General features: G+C 71.0%; 18 protein-coding genes. 9 read left to right on the top strand and 9 right to left on the bottom strand.

Going from position 1 to position 18,154, the window contains the following annotated elements:
• Position 1: 1 nt before the first annotated feature.
• From SACAZDRAFT_RS01460 to qcrB, 9 genes are all read right to left on the bottom strand, one after another.
• Positions 2 to 2,482, bottom strand: a complete 2,481-nt coding sequence (locus SACAZDRAFT_RS01460) for a molybdopterin oxidoreductase family protein (protein WP_005437962.1) — start codon at positions 2,480 to 2,482, stop codon at positions 2 to 4.
• Between the two features lie 101 nt (positions 2,483 to 2,583).
• Positions 2,584 to 3,618: a hypothetical protein gene (locus SACAZDRAFT_RS01455; protein WP_005437961.1), complete on the bottom strand. Its 1,035-nt coding sequence runs from the start codon at positions 3,616 to 3,618 to the stop codon at positions 2,584 to 2,586.
• Positions 3,615 to 3,947 (bottom strand): type VII secretion target, encoded by a 333-nt coding sequence (locus tag SACAZDRAFT_RS01450; protein ID WP_005437960.1) that lies wholly within the window; start codon positions 3,945 to 3,947, stop codon positions 3,615 to 3,617. The genes SACAZDRAFT_RS01455 and SACAZDRAFT_RS01450 overlap by 4 nt, the downstream gene beginning before the upstream one ends.
• Positions 3,944 to 4,291 (bottom strand): YbaB/EbfC family nucleoid-associated protein, encoded by a 348-nt coding sequence (locus tag SACAZDRAFT_RS01445; protein ID WP_005437959.1) that lies wholly within the window; start codon positions 4,289 to 4,291, stop codon positions 3,944 to 3,946. The genes SACAZDRAFT_RS01450 and SACAZDRAFT_RS01445 overlap by 4 nt, the downstream gene beginning before the upstream one ends.
• Before the next feature lie 41 nt (positions 4,292 to 4,332).
• Positions 4,333 to 5,127 carry an ESX secretion-associated protein EspG gene (locus SACAZDRAFT_RS01440; protein ID WP_005437952.1) on the bottom strand — a complete coding sequence of 265 codons (795 nt, stop codon included), beginning with the start codon at positions 5,125 to 5,127 and terminating at the stop codon, positions 4,333 to 4,335.
• Positions 5,124 to 5,486, bottom strand: coding sequence for a hypothetical protein (locus SACAZDRAFT_RS01435; protein ID WP_005437950.1), 363 nt, complete (start codon positions 5,484 to 5,486; stop codon positions 5,124 to 5,126). Before SACAZDRAFT_RS01435 ends, SACAZDRAFT_RS01440 begins: the two co-directional genes overlap by 4 nt.
• Positions 5,483 to 6,031 (bottom strand): hypothetical protein, encoded by a 549-nt coding sequence (locus SACAZDRAFT_RS23535; protein ID WP_232286330.1) that lies wholly within the window; start codon positions 6,029 to 6,031, stop codon positions 5,483 to 5,485. Before SACAZDRAFT_RS23535 ends, SACAZDRAFT_RS01435 begins: the two co-directional genes overlap by 4 nt.
• 40 nt (positions 6,032 to 6,071) lie before the next feature.
• Positions 6,072 to 6,770, bottom strand: a complete 699-nt coding sequence (locus tag SACAZDRAFT_RS23530) for a hypothetical protein (RefSeq protein WP_005437948.1) — start codon at positions 6,768 to 6,770, stop codon at positions 6,072 to 6,074.
• A gap of 188 nt (positions 6,771 to 6,958) precedes the next feature.
• Positions 6,959 to 8,638 carry a cytochrome bc1 complex cytochrome b subunit gene (gene qcrB / locus SACAZDRAFT_RS01425; protein ID WP_005437947.1) on the bottom strand — a complete coding sequence of 560 codons (1,680 nt, stop codon included), beginning with the start codon at positions 8,636 to 8,638 and terminating at the stop codon, positions 6,959 to 6,961.
• Positions 8,639 to 8,783: 145 nt separating this feature from the next.
• On the opposite strand from qcrB, the gene SACAZDRAFT_RS01420 reads away from it, so the two are divergent.
• The 9 genes from SACAZDRAFT_RS01420 to SACAZDRAFT_RS01380 form a co-directional block, all read left to right on the top strand.
• Positions 8,784 to 9,260, top strand: coding sequence for a Fur family transcriptional regulator (locus SACAZDRAFT_RS01420; protein WP_005437946.1), 477 nt, complete (start codon positions 8,784 to 8,786; stop codon positions 9,258 to 9,260).
• Between the two features lie 135 nt (positions 9,261 to 9,395).
• Positions 9,396 to 10,505, top strand: coding sequence for a FecCD family ABC transporter permease (locus SACAZDRAFT_RS01415; RefSeq protein WP_005437945.1), 1,110 nt, complete (start codon positions 9,396 to 9,398; stop codon positions 10,503 to 10,505).
• A gap of 31 nt (positions 10,506 to 10,536) precedes the next feature.
• Entirely contained in the window at positions 10,537 to 11,556 is a 1,020-nt protein-coding gene (locus SACAZDRAFT_RS01410) for an ABC transporter substrate-binding protein (RefSeq protein WP_005437944.1), read from the top strand.
• The gene (locus SACAZDRAFT_RS01405) at positions 11,553 to 12,335 is read left to right on the top strand and encodes an ABC transporter ATP-binding protein (protein ID WP_005437943.1); all 783 of its coding nucleotides are present in this window, start codon (positions 11,553 to 11,555) and stop codon (positions 12,333 to 12,335) included. The genes SACAZDRAFT_RS01410 and SACAZDRAFT_RS01405 overlap by 4 nt, the downstream gene beginning before the upstream one ends.
• A gap of 224 nt (positions 12,336 to 12,559) precedes the next feature.
• A complete protein-coding gene (locus tag SACAZDRAFT_RS01400; RefSeq protein WP_050983431.1) occupies positions 12,560 to 13,099 on the top strand; it encodes a hypothetical protein in 540 nt (179 codons plus the stop codon).
• The gene (locus SACAZDRAFT_RS01395; protein ID WP_005437942.1) at positions 13,096 to 14,226 is read left to right on the top strand and encodes a methyltransferase domain-containing protein; all 1,131 of its coding nucleotides are present in this window, start codon (positions 13,096 to 13,098) and stop codon (positions 14,224 to 14,226) included. Before SACAZDRAFT_RS01400 ends, SACAZDRAFT_RS01395 begins: the two co-directional genes overlap by 4 nt.
• 268 nt (positions 14,227 to 14,494) lie before the next feature.
• On the top strand, positions 14,495 to 15,901 hold the full coding sequence (locus SACAZDRAFT_RS01390) for an ethanolamine ammonia-lyase subunit EutB (protein WP_005437941.1): 1,407 nt from the start codon (positions 14,495 to 14,497) through the stop codon (positions 15,899 to 15,901).
• The gene (gene eutC, locus SACAZDRAFT_RS01385) at positions 15,898 to 16,725 is read left to right on the top strand and encodes an ethanolamine ammonia-lyase subunit EutC (RefSeq protein WP_005437940.1); all 828 of its coding nucleotides are present in this window, start codon (positions 15,898 to 15,900) and stop codon (positions 16,723 to 16,725) included. Before SACAZDRAFT_RS01390 ends, eutC begins: the two co-directional genes overlap by 4 nt.
• Positions 16,726 to 16,787: 62 nt before the next feature.
• A partial coding sequence (locus tag SACAZDRAFT_RS01380) for a GAF domain-containing protein (RefSeq protein WP_005437939.1) occupies positions 16,788 to 18,154 on the top strand: 1,367 nt, incomplete at its 3' end.

The following is an 18,154-nucleotide window of genomic DNA, read 5'->3' as shown; positions in this document are numbered from 1 at the left end:
CTCACAGGTGCGATGTGTCGTGGGGGGTGCCGGAGTGGCGCGGCAGGTCGGGGCGCACGTCCTCGTGCACGTCGTCGTCGCCCGACGTGGGTGCGACCGCGGCCGGGTCGGCCGGCGCGGACGCCGCCGTGGTGGGTGCCGGCGCGGGCCCGGCTCCCCCGCCCAGCCTGACGACGCGGACGGCGCTCAGCTTGAACAGCGGCTGCTTCGAGACGGGATCCCATTCGGTCTGGGTCAGTTCGTTCGCCGCCCTCGTGTGCGCGTCCGCACCGCTGTCCCAGTAGCCGTAGTGGAACGGCAGGAACACCACACCGTCCCGACCGCGGCCGATCCGCGCGGGGACGTCGACCCGGCCCCGAGCCGACTCGACGCGCACGAGGTCGCCCTCGGCGATCCCCAGCGCCTCGGCATCCCGCGCCGACAACTCGGCCCAGGGCTCCGGCGCCGCACGCCGGAGTCGTCTCGACCGGCCGGTCTTGGTGCGCGTGTGGAAGTGGTAGACGGTCCGCCCGGTGGTGCAGGCGAACGGGAACTCGTCGTCGGGCGTCTCCGGCGGTGCGACGTACTCGGCCGCTCTGAGGAAGGCGCGCCCGTCCGGTCGGGTGGCGAGGTACTGCTCGCGCGAGGTGGTGCCACCGGTGAGAGGGTCGCGGCCGTAGCTCTCGCACACGTCCGCGTGTGTGGGGAACACGCCGTCCTCGTACAGCCGTTCCCGGCCGTCCGGGTACTCGTCGGTGCACGGCCACCGGATGCCGGTGTCCCCGCGCAGGCGGTCGTAGGACAGCCCGGTGTAGTCGCAGGGGCGGCCCCGGCTGCACTCCTTCCACGCCTCGAAGGCGCCCTCCGGATCGCTCCACGGCAGCAGCGGCCCGCCGTCCCGGTCGCGCAGATCCATGCGGCGCGCGTAGTCGAGGAAGATGTCCAGGTCGGCGCGTGCCTCCCCCGGTGGTTCCACCGCCTTCTCCGACAGGTGCACCGTCCGGTCGGCGTTGGTGAAGGTGCCCTGCTTCTCGCCCCACAGCGCCGCGGGCAGCACCACGTCGGCGTACTCGGCGGTCTCGGTGTGGAAACCGTCCTGCACGACGACGAACAGGTCGTCCCTGGCCAGGATCTTCCGGATGCGGGGCAGTTCGGGCAGGGACACCGCGGGGTTGGTCGCGGAGATCCAGAGGAGCCGGATCGAGCCCTGCTCGGCGTAGCGCCAGATCTGCATCGCATGGGTGGGCGGCGCCCAGTGCGGGATTGTGAGCGGGTCCACGTTCCACAGGTCGGCGAGCTGCCGGATGTGCTCCGGGTTGTCCCAGTTGCGGAAGCCCGGAAGATCACCGTCGGCGCCGCACTCCCGGGTGTTCTGCGCCGTGGGTTGCCCGTTCATCTGCAGGACTCCGCTCCCGGGACGGCCGAGGAGACCACGGAGCAGGTGCAGGTTGTTGACCTGGCACGACGCCGCCGACGCCTGGTGGGACTGGTAGAAACCCTGCAGGACCGTGGACAGCACCCGGCGGGACGTGCCGAACACCTCGGCCGCGCGCCGCAGGTCCCGCGCCTCGATACGGCAGATCTCGGCGACGCGCTCCGGCGTGTAGGGCTTTACGGTGGCCGCCAGCTCGTCGTAGCCGACGGTGTGGGCGGCGATGTAGTCGTGGTCGACCCACCCGTGTTCCAGGAGCTCGCGGACGAGGCCGTTCATGAGGGCCTGGTTGGTGCCGGGTAACGGAGCCAGGTGCACTCCCCCGGTCTCGACCGCGGCCTCGGTCACCGGTGTCCTGCGCGGATCGACGGCGACGACCACGGGCGGTTCGGGGCCGCGCAGCCGGTCCAGCACCCGCGACCAGAGGACGGTCTGCGTCTCGGCCATGTTGTGGCCGAACAGGAACAGTGCGTCGCACGCCTCGATGTCGGCGTAGCTGCCGGGTTGCCCGTCGGAGCCGAAGCTCTGTTTCAGCGCGGCCGCCGCGGTGGCCGTGCACAGCCGGGTGTTGCCGTCCATGTGCGGTGTGCCCAGCCCGGCCTTGCCGAGCACGCTGAGCGTGTAGTACTCCTCCAGGAAGAGCTGTCCGCTGGTGTAGAAGCCGTGGGACAGCGGCCCGAACTCGTCGAGCAGCTCACGCGAGCGGCGCGCGATCAGGTCCATGGCGGTGTCCCAGTCCGTCTCCCGCAGCTCACCGCCACGCCGGACGAGCGGCCGGGTCAACCTCTCGGATCGGCTCCACTGCCACGACCCGTACAAACCCTTCGGTCCGAGTCGCCCGTGGTTCACCACGTCCCCCGGACGGCCGCGGACCCCGACCATGCGGCCGTCCTTCACCGCGATGTCGCACGCACAGCCGTTGCTGCACAACGTGCATGCCGACTGCACCCAGTCGTCCACGTCCGCCGCGGTGAGCCCCGGCTCCAGGTGCTGGTCGACCCGGATGGGCCAGGAGGTGTCCCTCGCGTGCGGTGTCCGGGTTCCCCAGAGGTCGCTGATGCGGTCGGCCATGCGTCTCCCCACGCCTCGGACATGATCCACGGCGGAGGAGTACCCAGGGGCGTTGTCCCGAACCCCGGCGGGCCCACGAGGACCCGCCGACGGCTCGGACCTCAGCTGTCGACGCCGCCGACGGGCTTCCACTCGCCTTCGAGGGGATCGTCGAACTCACCGGGACCACGACCCGGTTCGTCCGTCTCGAGCGACTTGGCGGGCTCACCTCGCGACGCTTCTCGCTCCAACGGCCGCAGCGGGTCGACACCGTCCTGACCGGACACGGTCGACACCGGGGTGCCCGCCGCGCTCGCGGAGCTCGCGGAGTCGCCGCCCGCGAGGTCGCCGATGACGGTCAGCCCCTCCCGCACGACCTTCAGCACCCCGACCGCTCCCTCGATCAGCGTGACGAGGTTCTCGCCGCTGGCGATCAGCTCCCCCAGCTTCCCCGCGATCCGACCGGCGTAGTCGACGGCGATCGCGACGCAGTCCGGGATCGCCTGCGCGATGCTCGCGCCGAACGTCGCGGGCGCCGCGGCGATGGCCCGCGTCATGATCGGGACGATCGTGGCGACGGCCTCGGTGATCAGCTGGGTCACGATCCCGACGACCTGCGCCACCACCTCACCGGCGGCGATCATCGCCTTCGCGTTCGTGCCCGCCGTCTCCGCGATCGAGAGCACGCCGTCGACGAGTTGGGTCGCCGTGCCGAGGTAGTCGTCCTTGGCCGCACCCGCCCACTCGCTGGTCTCGCTCTCCACACTGGACCCGAAGTCCTCGGCGACGGCACCGGCGTCGCGCGCGGCCGCGTCGTGCTGGCCCGCCGGGCCGGACACCCCCTCCGGCTCGCCCCGCAGCCGGCCGAGCGGCTCCTCCAGAAACGAGATCATGGGCGTGAGGAAGTCGCAGCCCGCGCTGCTCAGCGTGGACAACGGGCTTGTGATCGACCCGAGCTGGTCGAGCGACCCGGAGGGCTCGCCCGCGAGATCGGCCGACAGCCACTCCTTGTTGCCGATGGCGTCCCGGGTCAGTCGCAGCTCCGCCAGCGCGGCGCTGATCTCCAGCACCGTCTGCTCGACTTCCCCGATCGCCTGCGCTTCTCGCGACCCGTCGAGCTCCTCGGCGGTCCGCGGGTGCGTGGTGGGCGTGTTCATCGGCCGCCTCCCTCCAATCCGGTCCCGATATCGGCCAGACCGGCGGCATGGTGCTCGTCGGAGCTTTCGTAGCGGTCGGCCGCCTGCCGCATCCCGATGCCGACCCTGTCCACGGTCGCGGCGGCGTGGGCGAACGCGTCCATCGTCTCGGCCATCGCCGCGCCGATGCCCGTGGTGATGAACTGGGCGAGCGCCCCCAGCGACGCCTCACCCATCCGGTCCGGCAGGGCCGCGCCGACCGAGGCGAGCCGGTCGGCGTGCGTGGCGAGCCTGCTCGCGTGAGCACGCAGCTGCTCCGGATCGACGTTGTACGACTGCGGTGTGCTCATCGGCCGGCCTCCGTGGGCAGGTGCTGCGTGATCCGGGCCAGCGCCGGGCTGTCGCCGAGGTAGTCCTCCATCACCTCGGCCATGCGGGCACCGGCGAGACGCTGGGCCTCTCGCGCCGTGGTGACGATCAGCTCGGCGAGGGCGTCCGCTTCGAGCCTGCGCGCCATCGGCGTGAGCGTGACGCCCTGCAGTGCGCCTCCGGCGTTCACCGAGACCGTCACCTCGCCCCGCGGCGAACTCGCCGTGGCGCCGATGTCCCGCACACTCTCACTCGCCTGGCGCGCGCCCTGCGCGATGCGGTCGAGGCGGCTGCGGTAGTCGGCCAACCATTCCGTCGCGTCCATGTCGTGGTCTCCTCTCGTCCGTCCCGTGTGTACTGTCGATGTCAGCTGTGCACCGCCGTGGCCGCCTCACGCAGGGCCCGGACGAGCTCGACGTGACGCAACGGGTTCACGCTCAGCCATCCGTTGTCGTCGGTGTTGACGCGGACCCGACCGCGAGGTCCGTCCAACCAGGACACTTCGAGTCGCCGGTCGGCGGGTTCGCCGGGCCGCCGGACCACCGCACCCAGCTGTCCCCGGCCCGTGACCGACGGCAGGAGATCGACGAGGGCGTCGACGATCCCCTCGTCGCCGCCGCGTTCCCGGACCAGTGCGCGGATCCGCTGCGCGGGAGCCGCGATTCCCGCGGTGTTCTCCAGCAACCGCGTCGCATCGCCGACGACACCGGGCGGCACGGTGATCGGCATGACCGGCGCAGCCGCGATCCGGGGGACGTCGGACAGCAGCGCCTCGGTCCACGCGGAACCGGGGACGCGGTCGACGACCACCGGTCCCGCCGCTCCGCCGATCGACTGGCGGCACACGACGCCGCCCCGGTCGTCGACGAGCGCGACGACGCCCGTGACCGTGGCGCCCTCGACGACCACCAGGTCGACCGTCCCCCGGTGTCGACGCAACGCGGCCACGAGCGCGGCCGCCACGCCGGTCGGTCCCCTGTCGGTGGCGAGCCCCCGCGCGGCCAACGTGCCGGCCGCGTCGGCCAGCAGCTGCCTGCGCTCCTGCGCGATCCGGCCGAACGACGGCACCCGCAGAGGAAACGGCAGCCGCGTGCCCGCGTGGACGGCGAGGAGGTCCAGCTCCACCAGCGCGAACATCGTCCGGTCCAGCGCGGCCGTCACGAGTCCCGCCCGGCCCGACCGGCCGAGTCCGCGGACTCCCCCTTGCCGCGCAGGTCGTCGCCCGACTGCTCCTCGTGCTCCAGGTACTTGCTTTTGGCGCCCGCGAGCATGCGCTCGTACTCGCGGACCTCGCGTTCGGTGGCCTCGACCTCGCCCGCGAGGCCCGTGCTGCCCGCCGCCTCGCGCAAGCGCATCGCCAGGTGCACAGCGGGAGGCGCGGTGCCCAGCAGGGGCAGGCGGTCGGCGAGCCGGCTCGCCGTGGCCACGAGTTCGCTCGTCAAATCGCCCAGTTCGGCCAGTGTCGAGATCCGCTGGTCGAGCAGGTCGACCTCGAGTCGAAGTCCTCGCCCGTCGCTCATTCGGCCTCCTCCGGGCTCAGGCCGATGACCGCCTCGCTGCCCGGTTCCTGCACCGGGAAGAGCCTGTGGTCGATCGTCGGCAGCTGGTTCTCGTGTGTGTCGTCCTCAGCGCGTCCGCGCGCCCCGCCGGCCGGCGGCACCATGCCCCCCATCGCCGACGTGCGTGCCGCGGCCGATTCCGCGGCGAGGTGCGCGGCGGTGGCGGCCGACCCGCTGTGCATGGTCATCGTCCCCACCCGCATGCCCTGCGCGAGTGCGTTGCCCGCGAGTCCCGGCCCCACGCCCGTGCCCGCGGATCCGAACCCGGCCACAGCACCCGCACCCGGCGCGGACGCTCCCGCGACCACTCCCGGAGCGAGGCCGCCCGCCTTGCCGGCGAGCGACTGCCACGACGGCGGAGGGGAACTCGCGCCCGCCGCCGTGACGTGGGTCGTGGCCCGCGCGCTGCTCGGCATCGTCGCGGCCGCGGGGATCGTGCCCTGTGCCTGCCCGATCAGGTGCCCCGAGCTCGTCAGGTTCGACTCGTAGGTCTGCATCGCGCGCACGGCCTGCTGCTTCTGCAGCTCCGCGGTGTCGGCGCCGACGTTAGAAGCTGAACGAAGCGCCCCCCACCGCGCCGAACGCCGTCCCCACGTCGGCGGCGGAGGTCGAACCCGAGGGCGACGTGGTCGGCGAGGTCGACGAGGGCGCCGCCGGAAGCGTCAGCACCTCGTCGGCGTCCTGCGACGACGAGGACAGCACCCCCGTGTCCGCCGGAGAGGACGTGTCGTCGACCCTGTCCCCGATCGTGATCCCCCCGGTCGGGGCAGTCGACGTCGCGGGCGGGGCGAACGCGGTCAGGTCCGCCCAGTTCGTCACGGCGTCGGTCATGGGCGCGGACGCCTCCCCGGGCGGTGGCGGCATCATCGCCCGCGCCTGCGCCAGCGCGTCCGCCGCCTGCTCCGCGGCCACCTCACCCGCATGGGCGAGCTCGGCGATCTTCTCGACCCGATGGGCGAGGACGTCGAGCCTGCGCGCGGCCTCCTCCGCTCCCGACCCCTGCCAGCTCTCCAGCAGCGCGGCCTTCTGTTCCCGCAACACCTCGGCGTGGTTGACCAACGCGGCACGGTGCTGCGCCCACTCCGCGGCGATCGTGCTGACGTCGGCGACGTCGGCGTCCTGCCACAGCATCTGGTACAGCTCCTCGTGGCTGTACGCGTCCCAGTTCACGCCACCCTCGGGCGCCACCGGCTCACCGAAGTACACGTCCCACCAGCCGGACACACCCGACGTCTCGCTCGCCACCCCAGACCCCTTTCGAGTGCCGACCTCGTCGACGGGATCAGAATCGGGCGAGCACGACGGAAGGGGAAGGCCACCGAGGCGGCCACTTTTGGCCGGTGGCACTGACCAGGGCAAAGGCGGGCGCCGGGAGGTTCGCGGAGGTCACCCGGGCACGGCGTGGGAACCGCCGGAAGTCCCGTCCGCTCCGATCACTTCCGGCGCTGCCGCCCGAAGCGACTCATCCGCCGAGGCGTCTCCGGCTGCGGCGCTTCCAACCCGCCTCCACCGGCATGGCCGCCCTGTTCGGCCCGGGCCCGCTCCAACGCCTCGGTCTCCTCGGGCGGATCCGGCTTCCACAGGTTTCCGGGCACCGGCTTGCCCGCGGTACCGAGCTGGTTCATCTTCTTCGGCACCGGCGCGCCCTGGTACTCCAGCGGCTCCGGGTGTCCGTCGCGCACCGGGCCGAGCGGTTGGTGCACCTCGATGAACTCACCGTGCGGCAACCGCTTGATGATGCCGGTCTCCACACCGTGCTCCAGGACCTGGCGGTCGGAGTGCTGCAAGCCCAGACAGATCCGATAGGTGATGAAGTACGCCAGCGGTGGCAGGATCAGCAGCCCGATCCGGCCTGCCCACGTCATCGCGTTCAGCGAGATGTCGTACTTGAACGCGACGATGTCGTTGAAGCCGGAGATCTCCAGCACCATGAAGAATGTCAACGCCATCACACCGAGGCTCGTGCGCACCGGTGCGTCCCGGGGACGCTGCACGAGATTGTGGTGCGCCGTGTCCTTCGACAGTCTCCGCTCGATGAACGGATACGCGATCAGCAGCGCGAAGAGGATTCCCATGCCGCCGACGCCGGCGAAGAACACCGGGGGCACCGTGTAGTTGCCCAGATACAACTCCCACGGCGGGTAGATGCGCAGGATGCCGTCGGCCCAGGCCATGTACCAGTCCGGTTGCGACCCCGCCGACACCTGCGACGGGTTGTACGGCCCCAGGTTCCAGATGGCGTTGATCTGGAAGAGCCCCGACATCAGGGCGGTGAACCCGGTGACCACGAGGAACCAGGCGCCACCCTTGAGTGCGAACACCGGCATGATCCGCACGCCGACGACGTTGGTCTCCTTGCGCCGCACGCCGGGGAACTGCGTGTGCTTCTGGTACCAGACCAGCGCGAGGTGCGCCGCGACCAGCGCCAGCATGATGCCCGGGATGATCAGGATGTGCAGCGCGTACATCCGAGGCACGATCAGGTCTCCCGGGAACTCCCCGTTGAACAACGCCCAGTGCACCCATGTCCCGATCACCGGGATCGACAACACGATGCCCGACAGCGTCGCCCGGATCCCGGTACCGGAGAGCAGGTCGTCCGGCAGCGAGTAGCCGAAGAAGCCCTCGAACATGCCCAGGATCAGCAGCAGCGCGCCGATGACCCAGTTGGCCTCACGCGGCCTGCGGAACGCTCCGGTGAAGAAGACCCGGAACATGTGCACCATCATCGAGGCGACGAAGATCAACGCCGCCCAGTGGTGCAACTGCCGGATGAACAGGCCACCGCGTACTTCGAACGAGATCTGCAGGGTCGACTCGAGAGCCCGCGACATCTCGATGCCCTGCATGTTCGTGTACGGGCCGTCGTAGACGACCTCCGTCATCGACGGGTCGAAGAAGAACGTCAGGTAGACGCCCGAAATGATCAGAATGATGAAGCTGTACAGGGCGAGTTCGCCCAGCAGGAACGACCAGTGGGTCGGGAACACCTTGTTCATCTGATGACGCACCGCTCGCGCGAGGCGATACCGCGCGTCGGCGTTGTTGCCGGACTCCGCGGCGCGTTTGGCCAGGAAGCCGGAGCCTCTGGTCGGTGTGGTGAGTGAGCTCATCATCCGCTCCGCTCTCGGACGTCACGGCTCCTGTTCTCTCGACGATAAGACGATTCCTCGCACGTCGCAGGCGTCGCCACCGTCGGGTCACGGTCACCGTTCGGTCTCTGGTCACGGTCGGCCACGAACCGCGACACTCTTTGCCATGACCGCCCACGCTCACGCTCTGGGAATGCGGCCGCAGGAAGCCGTCGAGGCCGTCCTCGGCCTGCTGCGCGCGCAGGGACAGCGGATCACCGGTGCGCGTACCGCCGTCGTCGAGGCTCTCGCCCACATCGGCGGGCATCCGAGCGCGGACGAGCTGGTCGACCGCGTGCGGCGACAGCACCCCACGATCCATCGGGCGACGGTGTACCGGACGCTCGACACGCTCGCAGACCTCGGGGTCGTGACCCAGGTGCGCGTCGGCGACGGCGCGAGCACCTACCACCTCGCCCTGGACGCGACCCGGCCGTCGCACCTGCACGCGAAGTGCCGGGACTGCGGCCGGATCGTCGACCTGCCCGGCGATCTGCTGGATCGGGTGGTCGACCGGCTCGCCCGGGAACGCGACTTCGCGCTCGACCCCGCTCACGTCGCCCTGTCGGGCCGGTGCCGGGCCTGCCGCGACGTCCCGTCCTGACCGCCCGTCCCGCTGGTCGAGCGGGTTCCTGGCTTCTTGACGCGACTTCGTCGCACCTGCGACCATGTCGTACGCACTGTCACCGCTCTATCACTCCTGGTATTCGACCCGATCGGTCGAAGGGAGGCGGCGACCATGGCCCCGGCGATCTCGGCGACGAACTCGGTCGTCCACGAACGTTCGTCCACCGACGACCTCGGTCAGCGCACCCGTCGCCGCCGCACGCTGGCGTGGGTCTGCGGGCTCTCGGCCGTGCTCCTCGCCACGCTCGTCACCGCCGTCTGCATCGGCGCGGTCGCGCTCCCGCCCTCGACCGTCGCGCAGGTCGTCGCGCACCACGTGCTCGGCCTGCCGAGCGAGGCCGCGTGGAGTCCCTCGGACGACGCCATCGTGTGGCAGGTGCGACTGCCCCGCGTGCTGCTGGGCGCGGCTGTCGGGGCGGCACTCGCCGTGTGCGGCGTCGCGCTCCAGGCAATGGTGCGCAACCTCCTCGCGGACCCCTACCTGCTCGGGATCACCTCGGGAGCCTCGACCGGCGCCGCGGGCGCCATCCTCTTCGGCGTCGGGGCGGGCTTCGGGGAGAACGCGCTGTCCGTGAGCGCCTTCCTCGGCGCTCTCGCCGCCTCCGTGGTCGTCTTCGTCGTCGCCCGGGCCGGAGGCCGACTCACCTCGCTGCGGCTCCTGCTGGCTGGGGTCGCCGTCGGCTACGCCCTCTACGCCGCCACCGGGTTCCTCATCGTCGCGTCCGACTCCGCCGAGGGCTCGCGGTCGGTCCTGTTCTGGCTGCTGGGTTCCCTCGGCCTCGCCCGGTGGGGTGTGCCGCTCGCGTCGGTCCTGGTGCTCGTCGGCGTGACGGTGCTCGCGCTGACGCTGTGGAGCCGCCACCTCGACGCGCTTGCGGTCGGCGACGAGACCGCCCACACGCTGGGGATCTCCCCGACCGGGTTCCGGGTGCGCCTGCTGTGCCTGGTGTCGCTCTGTGTCGGCGCGGTCGTCGCCGCCTCCGGCGGCATCGGCTTCGTGGGCCTGGTGATCCCCCACCTCGCTCGCCGCATCGTCGGAGCGGCTCACCGTCGCGTCGTCGTCGTGGCCGCCCTGCTCGGCGCGATCTTCCTGGTGTGGGCCGACGTCGTGGCCCGCGTGGCGCTGTACCCGCGCGAGCTGCCGATCGGCATCATCACCGCGCTGGTGGGCGCACCGTTCCTGCTCGTGCTCGTCCGACGTTTCCACGCGACCCGATCCTGACCGTGTCCGTTATCGACGGGAGGAGCACCGCATGAACCGTCAGCATCGTCGGCATCGTCCGCACAGTCGGCTCCGGCGGCTCGCGTGCGGCACGCTCGTCCTGTCGTTGCTCGGCACCGCCTGTGGCGCGCCCGGAGCGCGGCAGGACTCGGCCTCCGGCTCGGGGCACTACCCGGTGACGATCACGAACTGCGGTGCCGACGTCACCGTCGACGCTCGCCCGGAACGCGTCGTGCTGCTGGAGAGCTCACCGGTGTCGACCCTGCGCGCGCTCGACGTGCTGGACGCCGTGACGGTGCGCGCGGGAGCGTTCCCCGCCGGGTACTACGACGACGAGACCAACGCGGCGATCCGGTCGATCCCGTCCCTGGGCGAGGAGCTGGACACGAGCGGTCACCTGCAGCTCTCCGTCGAGCTCGTCGTCGCGCAGCGACCGGACCTGGTCCTGGGCCTGCCGGACGGGGTTCCACGGGAGGCGCTCGCCGAGCTCGGCATCCCCGTGCTCGTGCACCCGACCCTGTGTCCGACCGGCGCGGGCGCGACCACGTTCGACGACGTCGCCGACCAGGTCACCACCTACGGCCGGCTCTTCGACCGGGAGGACCGGGCGGCCGAGCTCGTGGACTCGCTGCGCCGCCGCGTCACCGCCGTCGAGCAGGCGGTGCAGAACCGCCCCCGGCGCACCGCCGCGGTCCTGTATCCGACGATCGGCGGCGGGACCGTCTACGCCTACGGCAACGAGAGCATGGCGCATCCGCAGCTCGACTCCGCCGGCTTCACCAACGTCTACGGCGACGTCGGGGAACGCGTGTTCGAGGTGACGGTGGAGGACCTGATCGCCAAGGACCCGGACGTCCTGATGCTCCTCCACACCGACGGCGACCCGGACGCCGTCGAGGACGCGGTGGCCGAGCTCCCCGGAGCCGACGCCCTGCGGGCGGTCCGGCACGACGCGATCCTCGTGCAGCTGTTCAACTTCACCGAACCGCCCACGCCGTTGTCCGTGACCGGGCTGGAGCGGATTCACGAGAGATTCGGCGGCGAGTCATGATCACCGCACACGACGTCTCCTTCGCCTACGACGGCACGCTCGTGCTCGACACGGTCCGCATGGCGGCCCGTCCCGGACTCGTCGTCGGGCTGATCGGCCCGAACGGCAGTGGCAAGACCACGCTGCTGCGCACGCTCTACGCCGCCCTCACCCCGCGAGCCGGGCTGGTGAGCCTCGACAGCACCGACCTCGCCACGCTCTCCCCGCGGCAGCAGGCGCGCCGCCTCGCCGTCGTCGCCCAGGACGAGCACACCGACGTCCCGCTGACGGTGGCCGAGACGGTCCTGTTGGGACGATCGCCCCACCTTCGGACGTTCCAGCGCTACTCGATCGCGGATCACGAGCTCGCGGCCGCAGCTCTGACGAAGGTGGGTGCCCGGCACCTCGCCGACCGCGTCGTCACCGGGTTGTCCGGCGGCGAGAAGCAACGGGTGCTCATCGCGCGTGCGCTGGCACAACGCGCCGACCACCTGCTGCTCGACGAACCCACCAACCACCTCGACATCCGGTACCAGCACGAGGTGCTGCAGCTCGTGCGCACACTCGGCGTCACCACCATCGTGGTCCTGCACGACCTCAACCTGGCCGCCCGCTACTGCGACGAGGTGGTGCTGCTGCACGAGGGCCGAGTACAGGCCAAGGGGTCTCCGGACGCCGTGCTGCGCGCGGAGACCCTCGAACCCGTGTACCGCATCGGTGTCCGGCGCGTGCGCTCCGACGACGGCCTGCACCTGCTGTTCCACCCGCTCGGCACCGGAAGCGAGGCCGCGACTCGGTGACGACGCCGTGACACCGCTCGCGGCAGCCGGGCTGCCGTCGTGGTCGGATGCCCGACAGCCTGACCAGCGCGTCTTCCAACGTCGTGGGATACACGTGGGACACGCGCGCCAGGCACGGTGCGGGACTCCCTCATGATCCTTCCTCGACGTGCGTCGCGTAGCACGTTCAGGCGTACGGGCGGCGCTCACAATCGGCCAGGCTCGCTGCCGCGACGATCGCGGGTTTGGAGATACCGCCGACGTTGATCACGAACGATGTCGAGGAGGCTCGGGCGTTCACGGCCGCGCAGGCGCGTGGTGTGGTCTACAAGTCGTTGCGCGGAGCGCCCGCCAGCGGCGGCTCGATCTACACCATCCCAGTGACGGCCGACGACATCACCGACGACGTGGCCCATACCGCGCACCAGTTCCAAGCCCGCGTGCCGAAACGTGCCGACGTGCGCGTCACCCAGGTCGGGGCCAGACTGTTCGCGGTGAGGATCGACTCGACGTCCGCAGCAGCCGCGAACGACTTCCGCGCCGACTACGACAACCTCACCTACACCGCCATCGACACGGCCACCGACACTGCGGACAGCCTGCGCGCCCTGACCGCGTCGTTCGGGCTGGTGTTCGCCGCGCATGACTTCGTGATCGACGCTGACACCGGCCGCTGGGTCTACCTCGAAACGAACGCCAACGGACAGTGGGCGTGGCTGTCGTGCGTCGCTGACGAGATCGCCTCAGCCCTGGCCGACGAGCTGAATGGAGACAACCAGCAGTGACCACTACAACCACCGATAGCGCCGCGCTACGGTCGCAACTGGTCGATCGGCTCGTCGCCGAGGGATTCCTCCACGAACCCCGCTGGCAGCAGGCGTTTCTCGATATCCCCCGAGAAGCGTTCGTCGACAAGTTCACCGTGCATGACCCGGCCACCGGCCGGCACACGCACTACGACCTGAACGTGGACACGGCCACTCCGCTCGCTGCTGTCTACGACAACGTTTCGCTCCTCACCCAACTCGACGAAGGCGGTACCGCGACGTCGAGCTCCACCACACCATCGTTGATGGCCCTGATGTTGGAACGACTCGACGTCCACCCCGGCCACCGTGTGTTGGAGATCGGCACCGGGACCGGGTACAACGCCGCGTTGCTGTGCCACGAGCTCGGCGACCACTCGGTCACCAGCATCGACATCGATCCCAGCCTGGTCGAACAGGCCCGCACCAGGCTGGCTGAAGTCGGCTACGGGCCCCGCCTCGTCGTGGGAGACGGCGCTCTCGGTGAACCTTCAGCCGCCCCCTATGACCGAATCATCGCCACCTGCGGTTTGCCGCGCGTTCCCGCGACCTGGCTGGATCAAGTCCGGCCAGGCGGCATCATCCTGGTGAACCTCGGGTTCGCCCTGGCCCGCCTCACGGTCTCCGACGACGGCACCGCGAGCGGCAGGTTCACCGACTACGCCGCCTTCATGCGTCTGCGCACTGACATCAACGACACGGCGCCGACGGTGCGGGACATCATCGAGACCGCCAACCAGGACGGCACCGCCTCGCGGTCCCTGTGGCCAGCCGTTCTGGAGGAGCGCCCCGTGCAATGTCTCCACGCCATCGTTCACCCGCACGTCCGCAGGGTCGTTGTGCACGGCGACGACGGCGACATGTATGCGCTCGTCGACCCGGTGAGCAGTTCGTGGGCACGAGCTCGTCTCGACGACAGCGGGAATGCGGTCGTGGTCCACGGGGGTCCCCGGAATCCGTGGACCGGGCTCGTCGAACTCGCTGACTGGTGGGACAACGCAGGCCACCCGGAACCAACCCGTTTCGGGCTCACCATTTCCCCCGACGGGCGGCACGTGTTGTGGCTCGATCAGGCGGACGCGACGGTGATGACCCTGCCGACCTGATGGGGGAAAAGGACAACCCCCGAGCATCGGACGACGACGGGCGTTGTCTGGGTTGAGGGTTCAGACCTCAGGTCGCAGAGGCGATCGCGGCCGAGCGCGAAACGCTGAGTCCCGAGTGCCGCGATGGCAGCTGTTCCACCACCAGGGCACACCCGTGGCACCGGACTCGGTGTAGCGACAGGGCGTATTCGCGAGCCCCTCGCACTATGGCGTGGGTCACGTACGATACGAGGTTCACCGTCCCGTTCGTGACCGGAAGCGAGACGACGTGTTCAGTCAGCGGATCCGAGGTGTCAACTACACGTTCTCCGGCCTCGTCGAGGTGATGGCGAAGGCCACGCCGCAGCGTTCCGGCGACGAGCTGGCGGGGTGTGCGGCGGAATCGGACCGGGAGCGCGCCGCCGCGCAGTGGGTCCTCGCCGACGTCCCCCTGACCCGGTTCCTCGACGACGTCCTGGTGCCGTACGAGAGCGACGAGGTCACGCGGCTCATCGTCGACAGCCACGATGCGACGGCGTTCGCACCCGTGTCGCACCTGACCGTCGGCGGACTGCGGGACTGGCTGCTCGACACGGCCACCCACGACGACGGGGGCGCGCGACTGTCGGCACTCGCTCCCGGGCTGACGCCGGAGATGGTCGCCGCGGTCTCGAAGCTCATGCGCAACCAGGACCTCGTCGCGGTGGCCAAGGCCGCGGGCACGACGTCGGCCTTCCGCACCACCATCGGACTTCCGGGGCGGCTGAGCACCCGCCTGCAACCGAACCACCCCACCGACGATCCGCACGGGATCGCCGCCGCCGTGCTGGACGGCCTACTGTTGGGGTGCGGTGACGCGGTCATCGGCGTCAACCCGGCGAGCGACGCACCCCGCCGCACCGCCGACCTGCTGCACCTGCTCGACGACATCCGCGAGCGGTATCGCATCCCGACGCAGTCCTGCGTCCTCGCGCACGTCACGACGACGCTCGACCTCATCGGTGACGGCGTCCCGGTCGACCTGGTGTTCCAGTCGATCGCGGGCACCGAGGGCGCGAACCGCGGTTTCGGCGTGTCGCTGGAGCTGCTGACCGAAGCTCACGACGCGGGACGTTCCCTGCGGCGCGGCACGGTCGGCGACAACGTCATGTACTTCGAGACCGGGCAGGGCTCGGCGCTCTCGGCCGACGCTCACCGCGGCGTCGACGGGCTCCCGGTCGACCAGCAGACCCTGGAAGCCCGCACCTACGCCGTCGCCCGGGCCTTCGAGCCGCTGCTCGTCAACACCGTCGTCGGGTTCATCGGGCCGGAATACCTCTACGACGCCAAACAGATCATCCGCGCGGGCCTGGAGGACCTGTTCTGCGGCACGCTGCTCGGCCTGCCGATGGGCGTCGACATCTGCTACACCAACCACGCCGTCGCCGATCAGGACGACATGGACGTCCTGTTGACACTGCTCGCGGCGGCGGGCTGCGCGTTCGTGATCACCGTGCCCGGAGCCGACGACGTCATGCTGGGCTACCAGAGTCTCGCCTTCCACGACGCCCTGTACGCGCGGCGGTTGCTGGGGCTTCGGCCCGCACCGGAGTTCGAGCAGTGGCTGCAGGAGATGTCCCTCGCCGACGACCACGGCCGGATCCTGCCCAGCGCTCCGGACACCTCCCCGCTGCGAGAGTTGGTGAGCGGACTGTGACCGACCTGGATTCCACCGCCGACGACCGCGCCACGGCGGACGCGTGGCAGCCGTTGCGCCGGCTCACGCAGGCGCGGATCGGCCTGGGCCGCACCGGCGATGCCGTGCCGCTGCGCCGCGTGCTCGAGTTCCGCAGCGACCACGCGGACGCCCGCGACGCCATCCATCAGGGCCTCGACGTCGACGCCCTGACCGCCGACGTGGCCGCGGTGGGTGCGGGCACCCCCACCGTCGTGCGCAGCCGGGTGCGCGACCGCGAGGAGTACCTGCGCCGACCCGACCTCGGCAGGCTTCTCGACGAGACCGGCTCGATTCCTCGCAGCGGAGCCGACGTGGGAATCGTCCTGGCCGACGGGTTGTCACCGCGCGCCCTCGCGGTGCACGGACCGCCACTTCTCGCCGCGCTCGTGGCCGCGCTGCGTCCGACCTGTTCGATCGCGCCTCCGGTCGTCGCCACGCAGGCGCGGGTGGCGATCGGCGATGCGATCGGCGAGGCCCTGGGCGTGGCGACGGTCCTCGTCGTCATCGGAGAGCGCCCGGGGCTGTCCGTCGCGGACAGTCTCGGCATCTACCTGACCCACCAGCCCCGCCCGGGGCGGACCGACGCCGAACGCAACTGCGTGTCGAACATCCATCCACCCGGCGGCCTGCACCACGACCAGGCCGCCGCCACCGTCCGCCGGCTGATCGCCGGAGCCCGGCGGATCGGCCGTTCGGGCGTGGCGCTGAAGGACGACGGCGACGACGCGGTCCTCCCCGGGGAGTCCGCACCGCGGGAGAGCATCCCGCACACGCCCCACAGCCACCGGGACACCGACCGCTGACGAACCGTCCCGGGCCGGTTTATGGTCTTCCGGTCCATGTTCCGGCGGCTTCTGGTGGTTCCATGACCCAACTCGTTCCGGTGGACCTCGTGGTGGAGGTGCTCTCCGCGGCTCTCGGTGAGACGGCCGACGGCCGCGACGACAAGGTCGCCCGCCTGCTCGCCGAGGCCGACCTGCCCGAGGACGTCGCCGACCGGATCGGCGGCGAGGTGAACCGGCTCAAGACCACCGCCGCGCGCTGGCGGCGCCGTGGCCGGGAGCTGGCGGCGCTGTACTCGACGGCACACGAGCTGGCGCAGCTGCGCGACGTCGACGAGCTGCTCGAACGCCTCGTGCAGCGCGCGCACGACCTCATCGGCACCGACGTCACCTACCTGTCGGAGTTCCACGTCGCGAGCGGCGAGCTGAGGGTGCGCACCACGTTGGGCACCGTCGCACCGTCGTTTCCCAACCTGCGGGTGCCGCCCGGGATGGGGCTGGCGAGCATGGTCGTCACCACCCGGAGCCCGCAGTGGACGTCGAGGTACGACGCGATGACGCAGGCGCCGCACGATTCCGGCATCGACGCCGCCGTGGAGGCGGAGGGACTCGTGTCCCTGCTCGGAGTGCCCCTGCTGGCCGGTGACGAGGTGCTGGGCGTGCTGTTCGCGGCGAACCGCATCCCGCACACGTTCACGCACGAGGAGATCTCGCTGTTGTCCGCGTTCGCCGACCACGCCGCGGTCGTGCTCCAGACCGCCCGGCTGCTCGCCGACACCCGGCGCTCCGACGCCGAGACCCGCACGGCGTACGGCGAGCTGTCCCGGCACGTCGAGGCCATGGAACGCGCGAGCCGGGTCCACGAGGACCTCACCGGGCTGGTGCTCCAGGGCGGTGACGCCACCGACGTCGCCGACGCGCTGGGCCGGGCGCTGCGCTGCACCGTCACGATGCTCGACGCCGAACTGCGCACCACGGACGACCGACCGCTCGACGAGAGTCCCGTGCGCGAGGCGGTCACCCGCAGCAGGCGCAGCGGTCGCTGCGTCTTCCTCACCGGCGACGACGGGCGCAGCCGGGTGGTGGTCGCTGTCGTGGCGGGTTCCACCCTGCTGGGCGCGTTGGTACTCGACCAGGGCGCGCTCGCGTTTGGGCCGGTCGAACAACGCACGGCGGAGCGGGCCGCGCAGATCACCGCGTTGTTGCTGCTCAAGCAGGACGCGGTGGTCGAGGCCGAGCAACGGCTGCGGGGCGATCTGCTGACCGACCTGCTCTCCGGTGATCCTGCGCGGTCGCAGCCCGCCGTGGCGAGGGCGGCGGCGCGGGGCGTGCACGTCGAGCGGATGCGGTCGGTGGTCCTCCTCGCCGTGGACACCGACCACCGCCGCGCCGCGGTCAGGGCCGCGGGCCGGGTGCCGGGCCCGACGGCCTCGTCGGTGAGCACGCCAAC

It is taken from the genome of Saccharomonospora azurea NA-128 (genome assembly GCF_000231055.2).
GTDB classification, from domain to species: domain Bacteria; phylum Actinomycetota; class Actinomycetes; order Mycobacteriales; family Pseudonocardiaceae; genus Saccharomonospora; species Saccharomonospora azurea.
Note: the sequence above shows the minus strand (reverse complement) of the source record. Positions and strands in the feature narration are given on the sequence as shown.

What these genes read in the sequence shown, in the direction of transcription:
- SACAZDRAFT_RS01445 (WP_005437959.1), bottom strand. Translation starts at nt 4,291, where the DNA reads ATGGACGCGACGGAATGGTTGGCCGACTACCGCAGCCGCCTCGACCGC.
- SACAZDRAFT_RS01450 (WP_005437960.1), bottom strand. Translation starts at nt 3,947, where the DNA reads ATGAGCACACCGCAGTCGTACAACGTCGATCCGGAGCAGCTGCGTGCT.
- SACAZDRAFT_RS01435 (WP_005437950.1), bottom strand. Translation starts at nt 5,486, where the DNA reads ATGAGCGACGGGCGAGGACTTCGACTCGAGGTCGACCTGCTCGACCAG.
- SACAZDRAFT_RS01460 (WP_005437962.1), bottom strand. Translation starts at nt 2,482, where the DNA reads ATGGCCGACCGCATCAGCGACCTCTGGGGAACCCGGACACCGCACGCG.
- SACAZDRAFT_RS01405 (WP_005437943.1), top strand. Translation starts at nt 11,553, where the DNA reads ATGATCACCGCACACGACGTCTCCTTCGCCTACGACGGCACGCTCGTG.
- SACAZDRAFT_RS01455 (WP_005437961.1), bottom strand. Translation starts at nt 3,618, where the DNA reads ATGAACACGCCCACCACGCACCCGCGGACCGCCGAGGAGCTCGACGGG.
- SACAZDRAFT_RS01410 (WP_005437944.1), top strand. Translation starts at nt 10,537, where the DNA reads ATGAACCGTCAGCATCGTCGGCATCGTCCGCACAGTCGGCTCCGGCGG.
- SACAZDRAFT_RS01420 (WP_005437946.1), top strand. Translation starts at nt 8,784, where the DNA reads ATGACCGCCCACGCTCACGCTCTGGGAATGCGGCCGCAGGAAGCCGTC.
- qcrB (WP_005437947.1), bottom strand. Translation starts at nt 8,638, where the DNA reads ATGAGCTCACTCACCACACCGACCAGAGGCTCCGGCTTCCTGGCCAAA.
- SACAZDRAFT_RS01415 (WP_005437945.1), top strand. Translation starts at nt 9,396, where the DNA reads ATGGCCCCGGCGATCTCGGCGACGAACTCGGTCGTCCACGAACGTTCG.